This is a genomic window from Streptomyces sp. NPDC001108, assembly GCF_053598535.1.
On record NZ_JBSFKL010000004.1, the window covers coordinates 202,277 to 221,139 of the forward strand.

Annotated in this window: 16 protein-coding genes; 3 read left to right on the forward strand and 13 right to left on the reverse strand. The window is 73.0% G+C overall.

Going from position 1 to position 18,863, the window contains the following annotated elements:
- Positions 1-24 precede the first annotated feature (24 nt).
- Together ACWC97_RS12370 and ACWC97_RS12375 are read left to right on the forward strand one after the other, a co-directional pair.
- Positions 25-1,101, forward strand: a complete 1,077-nt coding sequence (locus ACWC97_RS12370) for a M4 family metallopeptidase (RefSeq protein WP_352275212.1) — start codon at positions 25-27, stop codon at positions 1,099-1,101.
- Between the two features lie 35 nt (positions 1,102-1,136).
- The gene (locus tag ACWC97_RS12375) at positions 1,137-1,403 is read left to right on the forward strand and encodes a protealysin inhibitor emfourin (protein ID WP_352275213.1); all 267 of its coding nucleotides are present in this window, start codon (positions 1,137-1,139) and stop codon (positions 1,401-1,403) included.
- 30 nt (positions 1,404-1,433) lie between these two features.
- Here the strand turns inward: ACWC97_RS12375 and era are convergent, their stop codons facing one another.
- From era to ACWC97_RS12420, 9 genes are all read right to left on the reverse strand, one after another.
- Complete coding sequence (gene era / locus ACWC97_RS12380; RefSeq protein WP_352275215.1) at positions 1,434-2,408, reverse strand: GTPase Era; 975 nt, start codon at positions 2,406-2,408, stop codon at positions 1,434-1,436.
- 216 nt (positions 2,409-2,624) lie between these two features.
- The gene (locus ACWC97_RS12385) at positions 2,625-3,602 is read right to left on the reverse strand and encodes a WxL protein peptidoglycan domain-containing protein (protein ID WP_450649252.1); all 978 of its coding nucleotides are present in this window, start codon (positions 3,600-3,602) and stop codon (positions 2,625-2,627) included.
- Positions 3,603-3,703: 101 nt separating this feature from the next.
- Positions 3,704-5,086 carry a beta-xylosidase gene (locus ACWC97_RS12390; protein ID WP_450649019.1) on the reverse strand — a complete coding sequence of 461 codons (1,383 nt, stop codon included), beginning with the start codon at positions 5,084-5,086 and terminating at the stop codon, positions 3,704-3,706.
- Positions 5,087-5,250: 164 nt separating this feature from the next.
- On the reverse strand, positions 5,251-5,604 hold the full coding sequence (locus ACWC97_RS12395) for a cytidine deaminase (RefSeq protein WP_352275218.1): 354 nt from the start codon (positions 5,602-5,604) through the stop codon (positions 5,251-5,253).
- Positions 5,605-5,672: 68 nt separating this feature from the next.
- Entirely contained in the window at positions 5,673-6,026 is a 354-nt protein-coding gene (locus tag ACWC97_RS12400) for an MmcQ/YjbR family DNA-binding protein (protein ID WP_352275219.1), read from the reverse strand.
- A complete protein-coding gene (locus ACWC97_RS12405) occupies positions 6,023-7,315 on the reverse strand; it encodes a hemolysin family protein (RefSeq protein WP_385204317.1) in 1,293 nt (430 codons plus the stop codon). The genes ACWC97_RS12400 and ACWC97_RS12405 overlap by 4 nt, the downstream gene beginning before the upstream one ends.
- Entirely contained in the window at positions 7,312-7,809 is a 498-nt protein-coding gene (gene ybeY / locus ACWC97_RS12410) for an rRNA maturation RNase YbeY (RefSeq protein ID WP_352275221.1), read from the reverse strand. Before ybeY ends, ACWC97_RS12405 begins: the two co-directional genes overlap by 4 nt.
- A gap of 9 nt (positions 7,810-7,818) precedes the next feature.
- Entirely contained in the window at positions 7,819-9,930 is a 2,112-nt protein-coding gene (locus ACWC97_RS12415) for a PhoH family protein (RefSeq protein ID WP_450649022.1), read from the reverse strand.
- A gap of 142 nt (positions 9,931-10,072) precedes the next feature.
- Entirely contained in the window at positions 10,073-11,179 is a 1,107-nt protein-coding gene (locus tag ACWC97_RS12420) for a carbohydrate kinase family protein (RefSeq protein WP_352275224.1), read from the reverse strand.
- A gap of 353 nt (positions 11,180-11,532) precedes the next feature.
- Between ACWC97_RS12420 and ACWC97_RS12425 the strand changes: the two genes are divergently transcribed.
- A complete protein-coding gene (locus tag ACWC97_RS12425) occupies positions 11,533-12,888 on the forward strand; it encodes an MFS transporter (RefSeq protein ID WP_352275226.1) in 1,356 nt (451 codons plus the stop codon).
- Here the strand turns inward: ACWC97_RS12425 and ACWC97_RS12430 are convergent.
- The 4 genes from ACWC97_RS12430 to ACWC97_RS12445 form a co-directional block, all read right to left on the reverse strand.
- The gene (locus ACWC97_RS12430; protein ID WP_450649025.1) at positions 12,852-13,844 is read right to left on the reverse strand and encodes an adenosine deaminase; all 993 of its coding nucleotides are present in this window, start codon (positions 13,842-13,844) and stop codon (positions 12,852-12,854) included. The two genes, ACWC97_RS12425 and ACWC97_RS12430, sit on opposite strands and share 37 nt — an antisense overlap.
- A 43-nt stretch (positions 13,845-13,887) precedes the next feature.
- Positions 13,888-14,796, reverse strand: coding sequence for a ribonuclease Z (locus ACWC97_RS12435; protein WP_392278989.1), 909 nt, complete (start codon positions 14,794-14,796; stop codon positions 13,888-13,890).
- 310 nt (positions 14,797-15,106) lie between these two features.
- The gene (locus tag ACWC97_RS12440; RefSeq protein ID WP_352275229.1) at positions 15,107-15,466 is read right to left on the reverse strand and encodes a histidine triad nucleotide-binding protein; all 360 of its coding nucleotides are present in this window, start codon (positions 15,464-15,466) and stop codon (positions 15,107-15,109) included.
- A gap of 74 nt (positions 15,467-15,540) precedes the next feature.
- A complete protein-coding gene (locus tag ACWC97_RS12445; protein WP_450649028.1) occupies positions 15,541-18,783 on the reverse strand; it encodes a S41 family peptidase in 3,243 nt (1,080 codons plus the stop codon).
- Between the last annotated feature and the right edge of the window lie 80 nt (positions 18,784-18,863).

An 18,863-nucleotide genomic window follows, 5' to 3' on the forward strand; every position in this document is an offset into this window, starting at 1 on the left:
GACGCCGGTGCCACAGTCGGTTGTATGCAGCCTCAGTCACCCGACGGGTTCCACCCCGTCTTCTGCACGATCGTGCCGCCCCACGTTCTCGACAAGCTCTCGCAGTCCGAGAACCCCGACCTCGCCGGGCCCTCCCGCCGCACCCTGGAGGGCGACGCGGCCCGCCGCACCCGGCGCCAGATGACCACGATGGTCGCCGTCGCGCCCCGTCCCGCGGACGGTGCGGAGGAGTCCGACAAGCCGAACCGGACGATCTACGACTGCCGCCACCGCACCGATCTCCCGGGCACCAAGGTCCGCGCCGAGGGAGACGACCCGACCCAGGACGCCAGCGTCAACCGCGCGTACGCCGGGCTCGGCTCCACCTTCGAGCTGCTCCTCAAGGCGTACGGCCGCCGTTCGATCGACGGCAACGGGCTGCCGCTGATCGGCTCGGTCCACTACGACAAGAAGTACAACAACGCCTTCTTCGACGGCGAGCAGATGGTCTTCGGCGACGGGGACGGGGTGGTCTTCCTCGACTTCACCGTCGCGATCGACGTGATCGGCCACGAGCTGACCCACGGCCTGACCCAGTACACCGCCAACCTGAGCTACTACGGCCAGTCCGGCGCGCTCAACGAGTCGGTGTCCGACGTCTTCGGCTCCCTGGTCAAGCAGTACACCCTGGGCCAGACCGCCGACCAGGCCGACTGGCTGATCGGCGCCGGCCTGCTGGCCCCCGACGTCCAGGGCGTCGCGCTGCGCTCGATGAAGGCCCCGGGCACGGCGTACGACGACGACGTGCTCGGCAAGGACCCGCAGCCCGCCTCGATGGACGACTACGTCCGCACCAGCCAGGACAACGGCGGGGTGCACATCAACTCCGGCATTCCCAACCGCGCGTTCTACCTGCTGGCGACGGCGCTCGGCGGCCATGCGTGGGAACGGGCCGGTCAGCTCTGGTTCGATGTGCTCACAGGTGGTCAACTGGCTACGGACGCCGATTTCTCGGACTTCGCCCGGCTGACGGTCGAGGCCGCCCGCAGCCGCTTCGGTGAGGGCGACGAGGTCGAGGCCGTCCTGAAGGCGTGGTCGGAAGTGGGTGTTCCGACCTCGTAGAACCCAGTCAGCCCGCCCGGCCCGGAGGTCGTCGCATGCGTATTCAGGTCAGCAGGACCGGTGGTTTCACCGGCATCCCACGCGATCGTGAGATCGACACCGCCGGGCGGGACGACGGGGCGGAGTGGGAGGCGCTGGCCGCGTCCGCGCTCGCCGAGGGCCACGAGGCGCCTCCGCAGGGGGTGCCGGACGGCTTCCGCTACCGGATCACGGTCGGCGGCCGCACGGTGCACTGCGCGGACCCGAAGCTGACCGACGCCCAGCGGGCCCTGATCTCACGCGTCCTGAAGGAGGGCGCGTGAGACCGGCCGACGGCGGATGAGGAGCGGGCTTCAGAAGCCGAGCTTGCGCAGCTGCTTGGGGTCGCGCTGCCAGTCCTTGGCGACCTTCACGTGCAGGTCCAGGAAGACCGGCGTGCCGAGCAGCGCCTCGATGTGCTTGCGGGACTTGGTCCCGACGTCCTTCAGCCTCTTGCCCTTGGGGCCGATGATGATGCCCTTCTGGCTGGGGCGCTCGATGTAGACGTTGGCGTGGATGTCGAGCAGCGGCTTGTCGGCCGGGCGGTCCTCGCGCGGCAGCATCTCCTCGACGACGACCGCGATGGAGTGCGGCAGCTCGTCCCGTACGCCTTCGAGCGCGGCCTCGCGGATCAGCTCCGCGACCATGACCATCTCGGGCTCGTCGGTGAGGTCGCCCTCCGGGTAGAGCGGCGGGCTCTCCGGGAGCAGCGGCACGATCAGGTCGGCCAGCAGCCCGACCTGCTTGTCCTCGACGGCGGAGACCGGGACGATCTCCGCCCACTCGAAGCCGAGCTCCTCGGCGAGCCGGGAGACGGCGATCAGCTGCTCGGCGAGCTGCTTGGAGTCGACCAGGTCGGTCTTGGTGATGATGGCGAGCTTGGGCGTCTTCCTGATCGCCGCGAGCTCCTTGACGATGTACTTGTCGCCGGGGCCGAGCTTCTGGTCGGCGGGCAGGCAGAAGCCGATGACGTCGACCTCGGCCCAGGTGGTCCGCACGACGTCGTTGAGCCGCTCGCCGAGCAGGGTGCGCGGCTTGTGGAGGCCGGGCGTGTCGACCAGGATCAGCTGGGCGTCCTCGCGGTGCACGATGCCGCGCACGGTGTGCCGGGTGGTCTGCGGCCGGTTGGAGGTGATCGCCACCTTCTGGCCGACCAGAGCGTTCGTGAGAGTGGACTTGCCCGCGTTGGGGCGGCCCACGAAGCAGGCGAAACCGGCCCGGTGGGGGGCTGTGCCCGGGGCCTGCCGCGCGGCGGCGTCTGTGTCAGGTCGAACGCTCATGGCGCCCATTGTCCCCGATCCCGGCGGCCCCGCCGTACCGCGGGGCCGGTCGGTGCCGGCGCCGAGCCTGCCGGGTGGCCTCCGACCGCAGAGCGGACGCGGCACGGTGCGTGCGATTCCGGGGCACCGGGAGGGCCCGGTGGCGGGGCTGCTCGGCCCTTCCGGCATGCCGGAGGCGCGCGTGCCGGGGCGTGGCCGCCCGGTCAGGGGCCGCCCGGCGCGCTCTCAGGCCGTACGGCTCCGGGCGCGGCGGGCCCGTACCCACAGCGCGGTCCCTCCGGCGACGGCCACCAGCAGGACCCCCGCCACCAGCCAGGGCAGCGCGAAGTACGAGGCGGTGGCGGACTCCCTGGTCCGGTCGGCGCTCGCGGTGAGCCGGACCTCGCCCCATTCCAGCTGCGGGGCGCCGGCCCACTGCTCGGTCAGCCGGACCTGCTGGCGGGGCAGCAGTTCGGAGGGGACGCGCTTGAGGTCGCGGGCGAGCAGGGTGCGGCCGAAGAGCCCTTCGGCGCGGAGCGCGACCTTGGGGCTGAGGGTGACGTTGCCCCGGTTGCGGAGCGTGTACGAGATGACCGCCCGGCTGCTGCCGGTGCCGGGGACCAGGGGCTGGCTGTGCTCGATGCGGATGTCGTCCACCGAGAGCGCGGGCACGGTCGGCCCGTTCACCCGCAGGTAGATCCGGGCGCCGACGGCCCGCCGGATGCCGACGGCGACGGATCCGTCACCGGCCGGGCCGACCTGCTCGTCGAGGGCGACCAGCGCGCCGGGGTGGTCGCCCGGTTCGGCGTCCTCGGGGACGGTGACGGTGATCGGGACGTCCACCGAACCCCGCGGGGGCACGGTGACCCGTGGGCGGCCGGTCCTGGCCCAGGCGCCGACCGAGCGCTGCCGCTCGTCCTCGCCTCGTACGGCGAAGCCGCCGTCGCGGGCCGTGTTGTAGGCGTCGGCCGCGTAGAGGCGGTAGGTCCGCGGCCGGTCGCCCTTGTTGGTGACGGTGACCTTGTCGTGGAGCGTGGCCCCGGGGTCGGCCGACAGGTAGAAGTACGGGCGCTGGCCGAGGCGGGTGGTGGCCGGGTAGACCGACCAGCTGCCGTTGTCCGCGGCGTGGGCGGGGGGCGTCCCGGCCGCCAGGAGCAGACCGGCCAGGAGGAGACCGGCCGGGCGGATGCCGGTCGGCAGGAACGGGCGGATGCGGATGCGGATGCGGCGCACGGTACGGGACCCCCGGATGGTGGGCGGGACGGAACGTGCCGGCGGTCCGGACGGGTGCGCGCCCGGACCACCGGCTGCGGGAAGACGCTCGGTCACGTGAGGGTGAGCGTGAGCACTCCGGAGTACGCGCCGGGGGCGGTGTACGCCGGTACGGTCAGCGCGAGCCGGGCGTCGACGGTGAACTCGCCGCCGGTCACCGTGCCGTTCGGGGCGGAGGCCAGGGTGGCGCCCCCGCTGCCGACCGGTCCGGCCGAGCCCGCCAGGCAGGTGCTCGGGCTGCCGGCCTTCGTCGTGCAGGCCGGGGTCCAGCCGAGCGCCGACGCACCGATCGTCGCGCCGCCGGGGCCCTGGAAGTCGGTGACCTTCCCGGTCAGGGACCAGCCCGCGGGGCCGCCTCGGTAGTCCTCGACCGTGACCGTCCGCAGGGAGCCCCGGGAGGCGCCGCCGCGGCCGAGGTCGACCGCCGACATCTCGACGGTGTCCCCGTCCTGGACCATGGAGAGGGTGCCCGCCCGGACGGAGGTCTTCAGCCGCTGGCTGCCGTCCGGAACCTCACCGCCGCCGGGGGTGACGGTGTACGCCTGGGGGCCCGCCCCCTTGGCCGGGTCCCAGGAGCCGCCCTCGTACGCGACGATCCCGGTGGTCGCCGGGTCGGTGACGGTGAGCCGTCCGTCGAAGCCGCCCGAGCCGTCCGCGGTGACGGTGGCCGTGTCGGCGGTCTGCCGGTCACCGGCCCGGCCGGCCAGGGTGACCGAGGCGCCCGGGGTGAACTTCGACCCGGTGACGGCGACCGCCCCGCCCGCCGGGCCGGAGGCGGCCCCGAGCCGGATGGCGCGCTCGTTGACCTGGCCGCCCTCGTCCGTCGCGATGATCGTCTCGGAGACGGGGGCGGGCGGATCGGTCACGGTGCAGGGGGTGTCCAGCTCCATGATGTAGCTGGTGTGGATGTTGTAGTCGCCGGGCGAGAGCCTGATCTGCCCGGGGGCGGTGACCGTGAAGGTGCCGGTCATCGAGAACGACGGGAAGACGCCCTTGCCGGGCACCGGGTCGTTCTTCTTCGGGCCGGTGACCGTGACGCTCGCGCTCTGGGCGCCGCCGACGGTGACCTTGCCGGTCGGCGTCATGATGTCGGCGGGCAGGGCGAGGTCGACCGGGTTGCTCGCGGCGGCCTCGATCACGGTGTAGGTGACGGTGACCGTGTCGCCGACCTTCGGGGCGGCGTTGTCGACCGTGATCTCGGCCCTGGTCGTCCCGTCGATCGGCGGGATGCCCGCGATGGCCGGCGGGATGCAGTGGGTGGGGAAGTCCACCGGGACCGAGGCGGTCGCCAGGGCCTGCGCGGGGCCCGCGAGCACGCCTCCCCCGGCGACGACGAGCGCGCCGACGCCCAGCGCGGCGGCCCAGCGGCGGGCGCGGGCGGGATGCCTGCGGGCGCCGGATCTTCGCGTACTGACTCTGCGGACGGTCGAACGCATGGAGCCCCCTCCTGCGGATGCGGGCAGCGGCTCTTCCGCGCCCGCGCCGACGGGGGCCCATTGACGGCTCCGCCCCCGAAGAAGTCAATGGGGACGGAGCACGTTCACTGATGGACCATCAGATGCTGTCAAGATCCGTACGCGCGCACGGAGCTGCGGCCGGGTCAGCCCGCCGTGACACTGACCCGCAGGGCGCCGTCCGGCCCGGCGAGCAGGACCGGGGTGTCCGGACCGCCCAGATCGCGCACGGCGGCCCGGTCCTCCTCGGACGGGGTCTGCGCCTCCGAGACGACCGCGGCCGCCTCCAGCGAGGTGGCCCCGCTGGCGACGGCCATGGCCACGGCGGTCTGGAGCGCGCTCAGCTTCAGCGACTCCAGCCGTACGGTGCCCGCGACGTAGGTGCGCCCGGTCTCGTCCCGTACGGCCGCGCCCTCCGGCACACCGTTGCGGGCACGGGCGCTGCGTGCCAGCGTGACGATCTTGCGGTCCTCGGGGCCGAGGTCGGTGCTCTCAGTCATGTGCCGAGCATACGAACCGGCGCCGCGCCCGTGCGCGAGCCCCCGCGCACGGGCCGCCGGGACCCGGCCTACGGCCGGTCGAGCCGGAGCCGCTCCGCCCGGGGCAGCCCGGCCACCACCAGGTCGTAGGAGTCCTCGACCAGCTCGCGCAGTACCCGGTCGGGGACGCCGGAGACCGTCACCGTGTTCCAGTGGCGCTTGTTCATGTGCCAGCCGGGCACCACGGCCTCGTACTTCTCCCGCAGCCGCACCGCCTCGTCCGGATCGCACTTCAGGTTCACCGTCAGCGGGCGGGCGTCCAGCGCGCTGAGCGCGAACATCTTGCCGAGCACCTTGAAGACGGAGGTCTCGGGCCCGAACGGGAACTCCTCGACGCTCGCGTTGAACCCCAGGCAGAGCGCCCGCAGCTTCTCCGGGGTCACGCGGCCTCCTCCGGCTCGGGCGCCACCGGCTCCACCAGCACCGTGACGATCTTGTTCCGGCGGCCGGCCGGGGACTCCGCGGTCAGCCGCAGCCGGCGCCCGTCCGGCAGGTCGACCACGGCCGAGGCACCGGCGATCGGCACCCGCCCCAGCGCCTTGGCCAGCAGCCCGCCGACGGTCTCCACGTCCTCGTCGTCGTACTCGTCGAAGCCGAACAGCTCCCCGAGATCGCCGATGTCCAGGCGGGCGGTCACTCGGAAGCGGTCGTCCCCGAGCTCCTGGACGGGCGGGAGCTCGCGGTCGTACTCGTCGGTGATCTCGCCGACGATCTCCTCGAGGATGTCCTCGATGGTGACGATGCCCGCCGTGCCGCCGTACTCGTCGATCACGACGGCGACGTGGTTGCGCTCCTGCTGCATCTCGCGCAGCAGGTCGCCCGCGTTCTTCGTGTCGGGCACGAAGGTGGCGGGGCGCATCGCGGTGGAGACCGGGTCGGCCTCGGAGTCGCGGTTGATGTGGGTCTTGCGGACCAGGTCCTTGAGGTAGACGACGCCCACGATGTCGTCCTCGTTCTCCCCGGTGACCGGGATGCGGGAGAAACCGGAGCGCAGGGCCAGGGTCAGCGCCTGCCGGATCGTCTTGTAGCGCTCGATGCAGACCAGGTCCGTACGCGGCACCATGACCTCGCGCACGAGTGTGTCACCGAGTTCGAAGACCGAGTGCACCATGCGGCGCTCCTCGTCCTCGATCAGCGACTCCGCCTCGGCGAGGTCGACCATCGCCCGCAGCTCGGCCTCGCTGGCGAACGGCCCCTTGCGGAAGCCCTTGCCGGGGGTCAGCGCGTTGCCGATGAGGATCAGCAGCTGCGGGATCGGGCCCATGACCCGGGCCAGCGGCAGCAGGACGTACGCGGCGGCGGTGGCGGTGTTCAGCGGGTGCTGGCGGCCGATGGTGCGCGGCGAGACGCCGATGGCGACGTAGGAGACGAGCACCATCAGCGCCATGGCGACGGCCAGCGCCTGCCAGGTCTCCGGGAACTCCTGCAGGCACGCGTACGTGACGAGCACCCCGGCCGACATCTCGCAGGCGACCCGGACCAGCAGGGCCATGTTGAGGTAGCGGGTCGGGTCGGCCGCGACCTGCTCCAGCCGGGCGCTGCCGCGCCGGCCGGAGCGGACCGCCTCGGCGGCCCGGAAGCTGGAGACCCGGGCGATGCCCGCCTCCGCGCAGGCCGCCAGCCAGCCGACGACGACCAGCAGCACGGCACCCAGGACCAGGGGGACGCTCACGAGACGGTGGGGGCGGGCGACGGGCCTTCCATGCCCCGCTCCGCGCGCCAGCCGTCGACGATCGCGGCCTGGAGCCCGAACATCTCGGCCTTCTCGTCCGGCTCCTCGTGGTCGTACCCGAGGAGGTGCAGCACCCCGTGGACGGTGAGGAGCTGGAGCTCCTCGTCCATGGAATGCCGGGTCTCCGCCTCGTCGCCCTGCTTCTTGGCGACCTCAGGGCAGAGCACGATGTCACCGAGGAGCCCCTGCGGGGGCTCCTCGTCGTCCTTCGACGGCGGACGCAGCTCGTCCATCGGAAAGGACATGACATCGGTCGGACCGGGAAGGTCCATCCACTGGATGTGGAGCTGCTCCATGGCGTCGGCGTCGATCACGATCACCGAGAGCTCGGACAGCGGATGGATCCGCATCCTCGCGAGTGCGTAGCGGGCGATGTCGAGGATCGCCTGCTCGTCGACCTCGGTTCCGGACTCGTTGTTGACATCGATCGACATGGTGCGCTGCTACTGCTTCCCGTTGTGGCTGTCTCGGCTGTCGTACTTCTCGTACGCGTCGACGATACGGCCGACGAGCTTGTGCCGGACGACATCCTGGGAGGTGAGCCTGGAGAAGTGGACGTCCTCCACCCCGTCGAGGATCTCCTGGACCTGGCGCAGACCGCTCTTCGTGCCGTTCGGCAGGTCGACCTGGGTGATGTCACCGGTGATGACGATCTTCGAGTCGAAGCCGAGCCGGGTCAGGAACATCTTCATCTGCTCGGCGCTGGTGTTCTGCGCCTCGTCGAGGATGATGAAGGCGTCGTTGAGGGTGTTGTGGGTCAGCAGATAGTCCTGTGTGACGTAGAGCGAGTCCTCCGCCGCCACCTGGATGCAGACCGTCTCCTCCCGTCCGGCCGGCTCGATGCTGTCGATGAAACGCGTCGGACGGCCGCCGCCGCCCGCCGCGTGGTACTTCTCGGCCTTGCGGGCGAGGCGGAAGGGCTCGATGCCCTCGGGGAGGCGGATGTCGACCACATGGCTGTCGTAGCGGTGATGGACCTCGCGGCCCCTCGCCAGCCCGGGTGCGCGCCCCTCGGCAGCCCTGCGCCGGGTGTACGCGGTGCCCCCGAGGGACTGCACGAGTGCGATCACGTCGTCACGGAGAAGGATCGATGCCGTCGAGTACTGGACACGGCAGGTACGTCCCCGCTGCGTGACCGGGCCACCGTCCGCGTCGAGCAGCCCCTGGAGAACGGCCAGGCGGACGTCCGCGGAATTACGGAGGTACACGTCCGGCACGAACTTGGAGTGGGACCGGCTGCCCAGCAGCTCCAGCTCACGCAGGACACGGGTGACCGGGTTCTCCAGCGTGACGACGTCGCCCGGCGCCTTCTGCCTGTTCAGAACGTAGTCCGGCCCGCCCTTGTGCCGTACCGAAACACCGGGCAGTGCCTCTTCCAGCGCCTCGGCCAGTTCGCGGTCCTCGGTGGCGAACGCCGGGGTGGTCGAGCCGGTCAGACAGCCGTCCCCGAGCAGAAGCCCCACCGCATACGGGTCCATCGGGACTTCTCGCGCGGGAAGGCTGACGGGCGCGGTGAGCATCGGCAGTTCGTAACGGCGGGCGTGCGCCGCGCGAAGATTGCCGATCATGTCCTGGGTCTCCATGACCCGCCAGGGCCGATCACGGCGCTTGTCCGACGCCGTGCGGACCGTCCACAGATGCTCGCCGCAGCACAGAGTCCAGGAACCGTCCTGGGCGGAGACCCGGTAGATGTCTCTTTCGCCCTGCGGGTAGACGCCGAGGACAGGCGTGGGCTCGCCGTCGGAGCCGATGACAAGGTCGCCGACCTGGAGCTCGCCGATGGGGCGCCAGCCATCCGGCGTGAGCACGTTCGTGAAGACCGGTTGGCTCCGGCCTCGCATGTAGGCCAGGGGCGCCACCTCGATCGTGCCCGCCGCCATGAGGCGCGGGATCGAGTCGGGGTCGAGCATGTCGTGCAGCGCGTCGTAGAGGGGGCGCAGGTACGGGTCGATCTTCTCGTAGAGCGTGCCGGGCAGGAAGCCGAGCCGCTCGCCGGCCTCGACGGCGGGGCGGGTCAGGATGATCCGGTTGACCTGCTTGGACTGGAGGGCCTGGACGGCCTTGGCCATGGCGAGGTAGGTCTTGCCGGTGCCCGCGGGGCCGATGCCGAAGACGATCGTGTGCTTGTCGATCGCGTCGACGTACCGCTTCTGGTTGAGCGTCTTGGGGCGGATGGTGCGGCCGCGGCTGGAGAGGATGTTCTGCGTGAGCACCTCGGCGGGGGTCTCCTCGCCGTCCTTCTCTCCGCGCTCCGCCGCCCGGAGCATGGCGATCGAGCGTTCCACTGCGTCCTCCGTCATCGGCTGACCGGTGCGGAGCACCAGCATCATCTCGTCGAACAGGCGTTGGATCAGGGCGACTTCCGCCGCTTCCCCGACGGCGCTGATCTCGTTTCCCCGGACGTGGATGTCGGCCGCCGGGAAGGCCGTCTCGATCACGCGCAGCAAGGCGTCACCCGAGCCCAGGACCGTCACCATCGGATGGCTCGCGGGGACGGTGAAGTGGGCTCGCGCCTGCCTCGGCGCAGGGGTCTGGGCTGTGGGTGTCTGAGTCATGGGCCGGCTCTGTGGCCTGCGCATACCTCCCGTTGCAAGGTTCTCGCCGATCGACAACCTCTCGGATTACCAAGCGTACGGCCCCGCACCCGCAACACCGAGAGCTTTTTCGCACAGATGGGCGAACCGGGCCCCGCGGCCGTCAGGCGTGGTGCCGGAAGCCGATCGTCGGGACGGCGCGGCGCAGCGGCCAGGGGCGGGCGGCGGCGGGCAGCAGGTCGTCCAGGAAGGCGTAGCGGCGCAGTGCGGCCGGGTCCTGGTCGTCGAAGGTGCGGACCCGCTGCCACCAGGCGGCGATCTCCGTCCAGCCGGGCGCCGAGAGCGAGCCGCCGAACTCCTGGACGGAGAGGGCGGCGGTGAGTCCGGCGAAGGCCAGCCGGTCGGCCAGCGGCCAGTCCGCCAGGGTGCCGGTGACGAATCCGGCGACGAAGACGTCCCCGGCGCCGGTGGGGTCGAGCGCCTCGACCTCGATCGCGGGCACCTCGGCGCTCTGTCCGGTCGCCGCGTCCACCGCGTACGCGCCCTCCCGGCCGAGGGTGACCACGGCGAGCGGCACCCGTTCGGCCAGGGCGTGGGCGGCGGCGCGCGGGCAGTCGGTGCGGGTGTAGCGCATCGCCTCCTCCGCGTTGGGGAGGAAGGCCCGGCAGTGCTCCAGGTCGGTGAGGGCGTCCAGGTCCCAGCGGCCGGTCTCGTCCCAGCCGACGTCGGCGAAGATCCGGGCGCCGGCGCGGGCCGCGGCGGCAACCCAGGGTTCGCTGCGGCCGGGGGCGAGGGAGGCGACGGCGGCGCGGGCCCGGGGCGGGCAGCGGGGGACGTCCGGGGCGTCGTCGGGGCCGTCGGGGCCGGGGGCCTCGTGGCCGTGCGAGACCATCGTCCGCTCGCCCTCGTAGGCCATCGAGACGGTCACCGGGGAGTGCCAGCCGGGGACCGTGTGCGACATGGACAGGTCGATGCCCTCGCCCTGTTCCAGGGCGTCCCAGCAGTACTCGCCGTAGTGGTCGTCGCCGAAGGCGGCGGCCAGGGAGGTGTGCAGGCCCAGCCGGGCGAGGGCGGTAGCCATGTTGGCGACGCCGCCGGGGCTGGAGCCCATGCCGCGCGCCCAGGACTCGGTGCCGCGCACGGGGGCGCTGTCCAGGCCGGTGAAGATGATGTCGAGGAAGACGGTGCCGGTGAGGAAGACGTCGCAGTCCGGGTCCTGCGGGGCGCGCAGCCCGTCGAGTGGGTCGATGCCTGGAATGTCCGCGCTCACCTTGCACTCCCGGTCGTGGTGGATCCGGCCAGTGTGCCCGATCGGGAGGCGTGACCGGAGGGCGCGCGCCGCCGGTCGTGCGAGCCGGTCGCAGCACCGCGGACACGGCGCGGACCAGCGCAAACGTCAGCTATTACCCGCGCACTCGGAGCGTAAACGCAGATGTGACCCAGATCACTTGAGGCCGCCTTTCGGGGGACTGTCCGCGGTTGATACAAATTGGCTCGCGAGCCCCTTCGGTGACGGTTGCCGACGAGTGGCGCGAATTCCCCGTACATCCCGTACATCTCGCATGTCCCGCATTGCCCTCCCCTTGCCTTCTGCCGCGTCCCGGCATGTCTTCAGGAACGCCCATGTCCTCGCGCCCGCGCGCCGCGTGGCCTCTGGTCGCCGTGTTCACCGCCGGTTACCTCGCCTCCTACCTGCTCCCCACCATCGTCGGGCGGCTCTCCGTCCATCTCGGCCTCGGCACGGCCCAGGCCGGTCTGGTCGGCAGTGCCCTGCTGCTGGGCTCGGCGAGCGCCGGGTTCTCCCTGGCGGGCCGGGTCGAGTCGTACGGGCCGCGGCGGCCGGCCCGGATCGGGCTGCTGCTGGCCATGGCCGGGTACGGCTGCGCGGCGCTGGCCGGATCGGTGCCGCTGGTGGTGGCGGGCGCGGTGGTCGGCGGGATCGGTTCGGGGACGGCGACCGCCGTGGCCGCCTCGGGCATCGCCGCCCAGCGCGACCCGCACCGGACGTCCTCGCTCGGGCTGCTGAGCGTGTCCGCCACGGCGGGCGCCCTCTATCTGACGATCCCGCACCTGGGCGGCGGCCACCGGCTGCCGTTCGCCTCGATCGCCCTGGTCGCGCTGCTCGTCTGGCCCGCCACCGCCCGGCTCGGCGGCCCCGCGCCCGCCGTCTCCGGCGCTCCGGCCGGCGGTCGGCTGCCGCACCGCAGGTCCGGGCTGGTGCTCGCGGGCGGGATGCTCGTCTGGTCCATGGCGCAGAACGCGCTGTGGGGGGTCAGCGGCCGGATCGGCGTCGCCCAGGTCGGGCTCTCCGAGGTCGTCATCGGCGCGGTGTTCGCCGCCGCGCTCGGGGCCGGGCTGCTCGGGGTGGCGGGGGCCGGGCTGCTGGGGGCCCGGGTGGGCCGGGCGGTGCCGATCGGGCTGGGGACCGTGGTCATCGCGGTGAGCATCGTGCTCAGCTCCTCGGCCGGGAGCCTCGGCTCGTTCGCGACCGGCGAGATCCTCTGGAACACCGTGTACCCGGTGGTCCTGTCGTATCTGATCGGGCTGGCCGCCTCGCTGGACGCGCGCGGCCGCTGGGCGGTGCTCGCGGGCTCCGCGTCGTCGGTCGGGGTGGCCTGCGGCCCGGTGCTCGGCAGTGTGCTGTCGGAGCTGGCGGGCTACCCGGTGATGGGGCTGGTGCTGGGCGCGGCCACGCTGCTGATCGCCGCCCCGTTCACCGCCGTCGCGCTGCACACCGGCGGCCGCCCGCTGGTGCCGGGGTCGGTACGCCGCCGGGGCGGCGCACCGGCCGCGCTGCTCGCCGTCACCACCGGGGCGGTGCCCGGTGCCGTGCCCCGGCTGGGCTCGCCCGAGCAGGCCGTCACGGAGATCAGCCTGCCGGTACGGCGCAGGCGGCCGGTGCGGGGTGCGTTCCGCACGGCCGGGCCGGCGGGCGGCGCCGGTCAGTCGAACGCGTACGCCTCGACCTCGGACAGGTAGCGCGCCCGGCGCTCCTCGTCGTGGTCGAGGAAGGCCGCCTCGAAGGAGTTGCGGGCCAGGGTGCGCAGCTGCTCGCGGTCGAGTCCGAGCGCCTCGTGGACGGCGTGGAAGGTGTCGCCGACGTAGCCGCCGAAGTAGGCCGGGTCGTCGGAGTTGACCGTGCACAGGAGGCCGGCGGCCATCATCTCGCGCAGCGGGTGCTCCTCCAGTACGTCGATGGCGCGCAGCCGTACGTTGGACAGCGGGCAGAGGGTGAGCGGCACCCGCTCGGCGACCAGCCGCTCCACCAGCTCCGGGTCCTCCATGCAGCGCAGCCCGTGGTCGATCCGCTCGACGCCGAGGACGTCCAGGGCCTCGCGGATGTAGGCGGGCGGGCCCTCCTCCCCGGCGTGGGCGACCCGGCGCAGCCCGAGCGCGGCGGCCGCCTCGAAGACCTCGCGGAACTTGGCGGGCGGGTGGCCGACCTCCGCGGAGTCCAGGCCGACCGCGCTGATCCGGTGCAGGTGCGGCCGGGCCGCATCCAGGGTCTCCAGCGCCGAGTCGGCGGACTCGTCGCGCAGGAAGCACATGATCAGCTGGGTGGAGATGCCGTGCTTCTCCTCGCTGCGCTCCAGCGCCCGGCCGAGCCCCTCGACGACGGTGCCGATCGGGACGCCGCGGGCGGTGTGCGCCTGCGGGTCGAAGAAGATCTCGGCGTGCCGGACGCCCTGGGTGGCGGCACGGGCGAGGTAGGCGTCGGCGAGCTCCTCGAAGTCGCGCTCGGTGCGGAGCACGGCCATCAGGGCGTAGTAGAGGTCCAGGAAGCTCTGGAGGTCGTCGAAGAGGTAGGCCTTGCGGAGTTCCTCGGTGTCCGCGTACGGCAGGTCCACGCCGTTGCGCGCGGCGAGGGCGAAGGCCAGCTCGGGTTCGAGAGTGCCTTCGATGTGCAGATGGAGTTCGGCCTTGGGGAGGTGCACGGGTTCTTCACGCTCACAGACGATGGTGCTGGTACGGGGGTGGTCAGAGGTGCCGGGTGGGCACGGGGATCCTGGAGAGGTCCTGGGCGACGGTCAGTTCGCCCTCGAACCCGGCCGCGCGGGCCTGGGCCCCGAAGGCGGCCGGGTCGTCGTAGCGCTGCGAGAAGTGGGTCAGCACCAGGTGCCGTACGCCCGCGTCCCGGGCCACCCGGCCCGCCTGGCCGGCGGTCAGGTGGCCGTGGTCGGTGGCGAGCCGTTCGTCCTCGTCGAGGAAGGTCGACTCGATGACCAGCAGGTCGCAGCCCTCGGCGAGGACGTGGACGCCGTCGCAGAGCCGGGTGTCCATGATGAACGCGAACCGCTGGCCGCGCCGGCGTTCGGATACGTCGTCGAGGGTGACGCCGCCGAGGGCGCCCTCGCGCTGGATGCGGCCGACGTCCGGGCCCCGGATGCCGTGCTCGGCGAGCTTCCCGGGCAGCATCCGGCGCCCGTCGGGCTCGACGAGCCGGTAGCCGTACGACTCGACGGGGTGCGAGAGGCGGTGGGCGCTGAGGGTGTACCCGCCGGTGGTGGCGAGCGCCCCGTCGGCGGCGACGGGGGCCTCGGTCAGGGCGACGGACTCGCGGTAGGCGGTGGCGTACCGGAGCCGTTCGAAGAAGCGCTGCCCGCTCGCCGGGTAGTGCGCGGTGACCGGGTGCGGGACCTGGTCGAGGTTGATCCGCTGGATCACCCCGGCCAGGCCCAGCGAGTGGTCGCCGTGGAAGTGCGTGACGCAGATCCGATCGATGTCGTGCGCGGCGACACCGGCCCGCAGCATCTGGCGCTGGGTGCCCTCGCCGGGATCGAAGAGGATGCCCTCCCCGTCCCAGCGGAGCAGATAGCCGTTGTGGTTGCGGTGCCGGGTCGGGACCTGGCTGGCGGTGCCGAGGACCACGAGTTCGCGTACGGACACGGGAGCCTGGGGCCTTTCGTTCGGATCAGGCCGGATCAGGGAGCGGGGCCCGATCCGGACGACGGGCCCCAGGGGGTGTCTGATAAATGAGTGCGGGTGAAGGAGCGGGATCCGGTGCGTGCGATCGCAAGGCGCCGGGGCGTCCGCGGATGGGGTCTCCTCTGCTCGAACGGAGTTGAGAGCTCGGGGAAGGAGCCACGTGGGCGGTTCGGCAACGCCGCGAGCAGTGGGGTGTCCCCTGCTCGAGCGAAGCCGAGAGCTTGGGGATGTGCCGGACCCCGCGACGCCGCAGGCATGTGTCAGACACCCCCTAGCCGGGGGGCCACTGGAGGCCGCGGCCCCCGAGGACGTGGGCGTGGGCGTGGAAGACGGTCTGGCCCGCTCCGGCGCCGGTGTTGAGGACGATCCGGTAGCCGGTGTCCACGATCTTCTCGTCGGCGGCGACCTGCCCGGCCTCGCGCAGCACGTCGGCGGCGACCGCGGGTTCGGCGGCGGCCAGCGAGGCGGCGTCGGGGTGGTGGAGGCGCGGGATGACGAGGACGTGGACGGGGGCCTGCGGGTTGATGTCCCGGAAGGCGACGGTGGTCTCGGTCTCCCGGACGATGGTGGCCGGGACCTCGCCCGAGACGATCTTGCAGAACAGGCAGTCGGGCTGCGGTTCTCCCGCCATGGGACTGGCTCCTCGGTAGCTGGTGATCGTTGTACGGCATGGTAGCGGGGCGGTTCGCCCCGCCACCTCGGCGGCTATGCCCCGGGCAGTGCGGGCAGCCCGGGTGCCCGGACGGCCGGGTTGCGGGTCAGCGCTTCGAGGGCGATCCGGACCGCCTCGTCGAGCTGCGGGTCGCGGCCCGCCACATGGTCCTGCGGGGTGACGACGACCTCGACGTCGGGGTCGACCCCGTGGTTCTCCACGTCCCAGCCGTACCGCTCGAACCAGAACGCGTACTTGGGCTGGGTGACCAGGGTTCCGTCGACGAGGCGGTAGCGGCTGTCGATGCCGATCACTCCGCCCCAGGTGCGGGTGCCGACGACCGGGCCGATGCCGAGCGCCTTGACCGCGGCGGTCACGATGTCGCCGTCCGATCCGGCGAACTCGTCGGCGACGGTGACCACCGGGCCGCGCGGCGCGTCCAGCGGGTAGCTGTGCGGCCGCGCCCCGCGCGGTACGTCCCAGCCGATCACCCGGCGGGCCAGCTTCTCCACGATGAGCTGGGAGGTGTGGCCGCCGCGGTTCTCCCGGACGTCCAGCACCAGCCCGTCGCGGGCCATCTCGATCCGCAGGTCGCGGTGGAGTTGCGCCCAGCCCGCGCCGCTCATGTCGGGGACGTGGAGGTAGCCGAGGCGGCCGCCGGAGAGCTCGTGCACCCGGGCCCGCCGGCCGGCGACCCAGTCGTGGTAGCGCAGCGCCTCCTCGTCGTCGACCGGTACGACGACGACATGGCGGGGGTCCCCGCCGTCCGCCGGGGCGACGGTCAGTTCGACCGGGTGGTCCGCCGAGCCGGTGAGCAGCGGGGCGGGGCCGGTCACCGGGTCGACCGGGGTGCCGTCGACGGCGAGGAGGGTGTCCCCGGCGCGTACCGCCACGCCGGGCGCGGCGAGCGGTGAGCGCGCCTCCGGATCCGAGGTCTCCGAGGGGAGGATCCGGTCGATGCGCCAACTCCCTTCCTCCGTGCGGGAGATGTCGGCTCCGAGCAGTCCCTGCCGGGTCGACTCGTCGCACCAGCCGGAGGAGGGGCGGACGTAGGCGTGCGAGGTGCCGAGCTCGCCCTGGACCTCCCACAGCAGGTCCACCAGGTCGTCGTGGGTGGCGACCCGGGCCAGCACCGGGCGGTAGCGGTCCAGGACGCCGTCCCAGTCGACGCCGCCCAGGTCGGGGCGCCAGAAGTTGTCCCGCATGAGGCGGCCGGCCTCGGCGTACATCTGGCGCCATTCCGCGGCCGGGTCGAGGAGCCGCCGGACGCGGGAGAGGTCGACGGTGATCCCGCCGTCGCTGCCGCCGTCCTCGTCGTCGGCCGCGACATGGCTGTCGGACGGGACGACACGGAGGGCGCCGCGGGTGTGCAGGACGAGCCGCTTGCCGTCCCCGCTGACTTCGAAGTCCCGTACGTCCGAGGCGATCTCCTCGGAGCGCAGCTTCTCCAGGTCGTACCGCTCCAGGGTGGTCTCGGGGCGGGCTGCGTCGGGGGTGGCGGCGCTGGTGCCGAGGACCCCGGTCGTCGGGTGGCTCAGCCAGAGCAGGCCGTCCTTCGCGGCGCGGAGCGTGGAGTACCCGGCGGCCGCGACGGGCAGCGGCACGATCCGGTCGGCGAGCCCGTCGAGGTCGATCCGGGTGATGGGCAGCGCGGTCGGGTTGTCCTGGTCGCCCTCGCCGCCGCTCTTCTCCTTCTCGACGGGCAGGCCGTGGCGCTGCGGTCCGAACGGGGAGGGGGTGGTGGCGGCGAGCGTCAGCAGGTGCGGGCGGCAGGAGGCGGGGAACGTCAGGTCGAAGACGTGGCTGTCGTAGACCGGGTCGAAGGAGCGCTCGGAGAGGAAGGCGAGGTGCTTGCCGTCGGCGGTGAACGCGGGCGAGAAGTCCCGGAAGCGCAGCGGGGTGGCCTCGGCGACCGACAGGTCGGTGAGGTGGGCGAGTCTGAGCTGGCTGAGCGGGCGGGGGCCGGGGTGGGACCAGGCGAGCCAGGCGGAGTCGGGCGAGAAGACGAGTCCGGAGGCGTCGCCGTGTTCGCTGCGGTCCACCTCGTGGACCTCGCCGCTCTCCCGTTCGACGACCAGGACGCGCCTGTCGTGGGTGGCGACGGCGAACCGGCTGCCGTCGGGGGCGGCGGCCAGTTCGTGGACCCGGCCGAGCCGGCCGGCGGCGAGCCGGTGCGGCGCGGTGCCCGGGGCGGCGCCGGTGGCGGGGGCGCACTCCAGCGCGTCCTCGCCCTCGGCGTCGGTGACCCAGACGACGTGCGGGTCGCCCTCGGCCTGGAAGGTACGGGCCAGCCGGGCGCGTACGCCGGGTTCGGCGGCGAGCGCGCGGGCCGGGCCGCTCCGGTGGGTGACCCAGTGGACGGCGCCGCGCGTCACGACGGCGCTGCCGCGCCCGGTGCGGTCCGGGGAGACGGACTCGACGTGGCTCCCGGCGTGCACGGGGAACGGCTGGAGGTCGGTGCGCTGGCCGCCGAGCCGGATGTCCGGGCGGCGGGGCTCGCTGCCCGTCAGATCGTCCAGGACCCGGAGTTCACCGCCCGAGGCGTAGACGACACGGGTGCCGTCGGTGCTCGCGTGGCGGGCGTAGAAGCCGTCGAGGCCGGTGTGGCGGCGCAGCCCGGATCCGTCGGGGAGGGAGGAGTAGACGGCGCCGGTGCCCTCGTGGTCGGAGAGGAAGGCGACCCGGTCGCCGACCCACATGGGGCATTCGATGTTCCCGTCGAGCTCCTCGTGGAGCCGGACGAACCGCGCCGGGCCGTCGCCCGGGGTCTCCCCCTCGATCCACAACTTGCCCGCGGCGCCGCCCCGGTAGCGCTTCCACCAGGCGGCCTCGCGCCCCATGGTGGCGGAGAGCAGCAGGGCCCGGCCGCCGGGCCCGTACGCGAGCGAGCCGAGCTGTCCGTACGGGAGGACCCGCGCCGGGCCGCCGTCGACCGGAACGGCGTGCGCCCGGGTGCGGCGGAACGACGGCTGCCCCTGGGCGCTGACGACGAGCACCTCGCCACCGGGCGTCCAGCCGTGGACCTCGGTCCGGCTGTCGCCCCAGTACGTGAGCCGGGTGGCGGGGCCGCCGTCGGCCGGCGCGAGGTGGACCTCCGGCGCCCCGTCCCGGGTGGTCGTCCAGGCGACCCGGGTCCCGTCCGGCGATATCCGCGGCGGGCCGACCGGCCGGTTGTCGGCGCTGACGCGCCAGGCCCGGCCCCCGTCCAGCGGAGCCAGCCAGACGTCGTCCTCGGCGGTGAAGGCGACCGTGTCGCCGTGGAGATGGGGATACCGGAGGTAGGAAAGCTGCGTCACACCGCTCACCCTAGGACGCCGCTGTGCCGCCCGTAACCGGGTTGGCCGGAGTCCGACGGGTGGGCCGGGCTCCGGTTCGC

Excerpts from the sequence above, each read along its gene's own strand:
- ACWC97_RS12370 (WP_352275212.1), top strand. The coding sequence starts at position 25 with ATGCAGCCTCAGTCACCCGACGGGTTCCACCCCGTCTTCTGCACGATC.
- ACWC97_RS12375 (WP_352275213.1), top strand. The coding sequence starts at position 1,137 with ATGCGTATTCAGGTCAGCAGGACCGGTGGTTTCACCGGCATCCCACGC.
- era (WP_352275215.1), bottom strand. The coding sequence starts at position 2,408 with ATGGGCGCCATGAGCGTTCGACCTGACACAGACGCCGCCGCGCGGCAG.
- ACWC97_RS12390 (WP_450649019.1), bottom strand. The coding sequence starts at position 5,086 with ATGCGTTCGACCGTCCGCAGAGTCAGTACGCGAAGATCCGGCGCCCGC.
- ACWC97_RS12395 (WP_352275218.1), bottom strand. The coding sequence starts at position 5,604 with ATGACTGAGAGCACCGACCTCGGCCCCGAGGACCGCAAGATCGTCACG.
- ybeY (WP_352275221.1), bottom strand. The coding sequence starts at position 7,809 with ATGTCGATCGATGTCAACAACGAGTCCGGAACCGAGGTCGACGAGCAG.
- ACWC97_RS12415 (WP_450649022.1), bottom strand. The coding sequence starts at position 9,930 with ATGACTCAGACACCCACAGCCCAGACCCCTGCGCCGAGGCAGGCGCGA.
- ACWC97_RS12425 (WP_352275226.1), top strand. The coding sequence starts at position 11,533 with ATGTCCTCGCGCCCGCGCGCCGCGTGGCCTCTGGTCGCCGTGTTCACC.
- ACWC97_RS12440 (WP_352275229.1), bottom strand. The coding sequence starts at position 15,466 with ATGGCGGGAGAACCGCAGCCCGACTGCCTGTTCTGCAAGATCGTCTCG.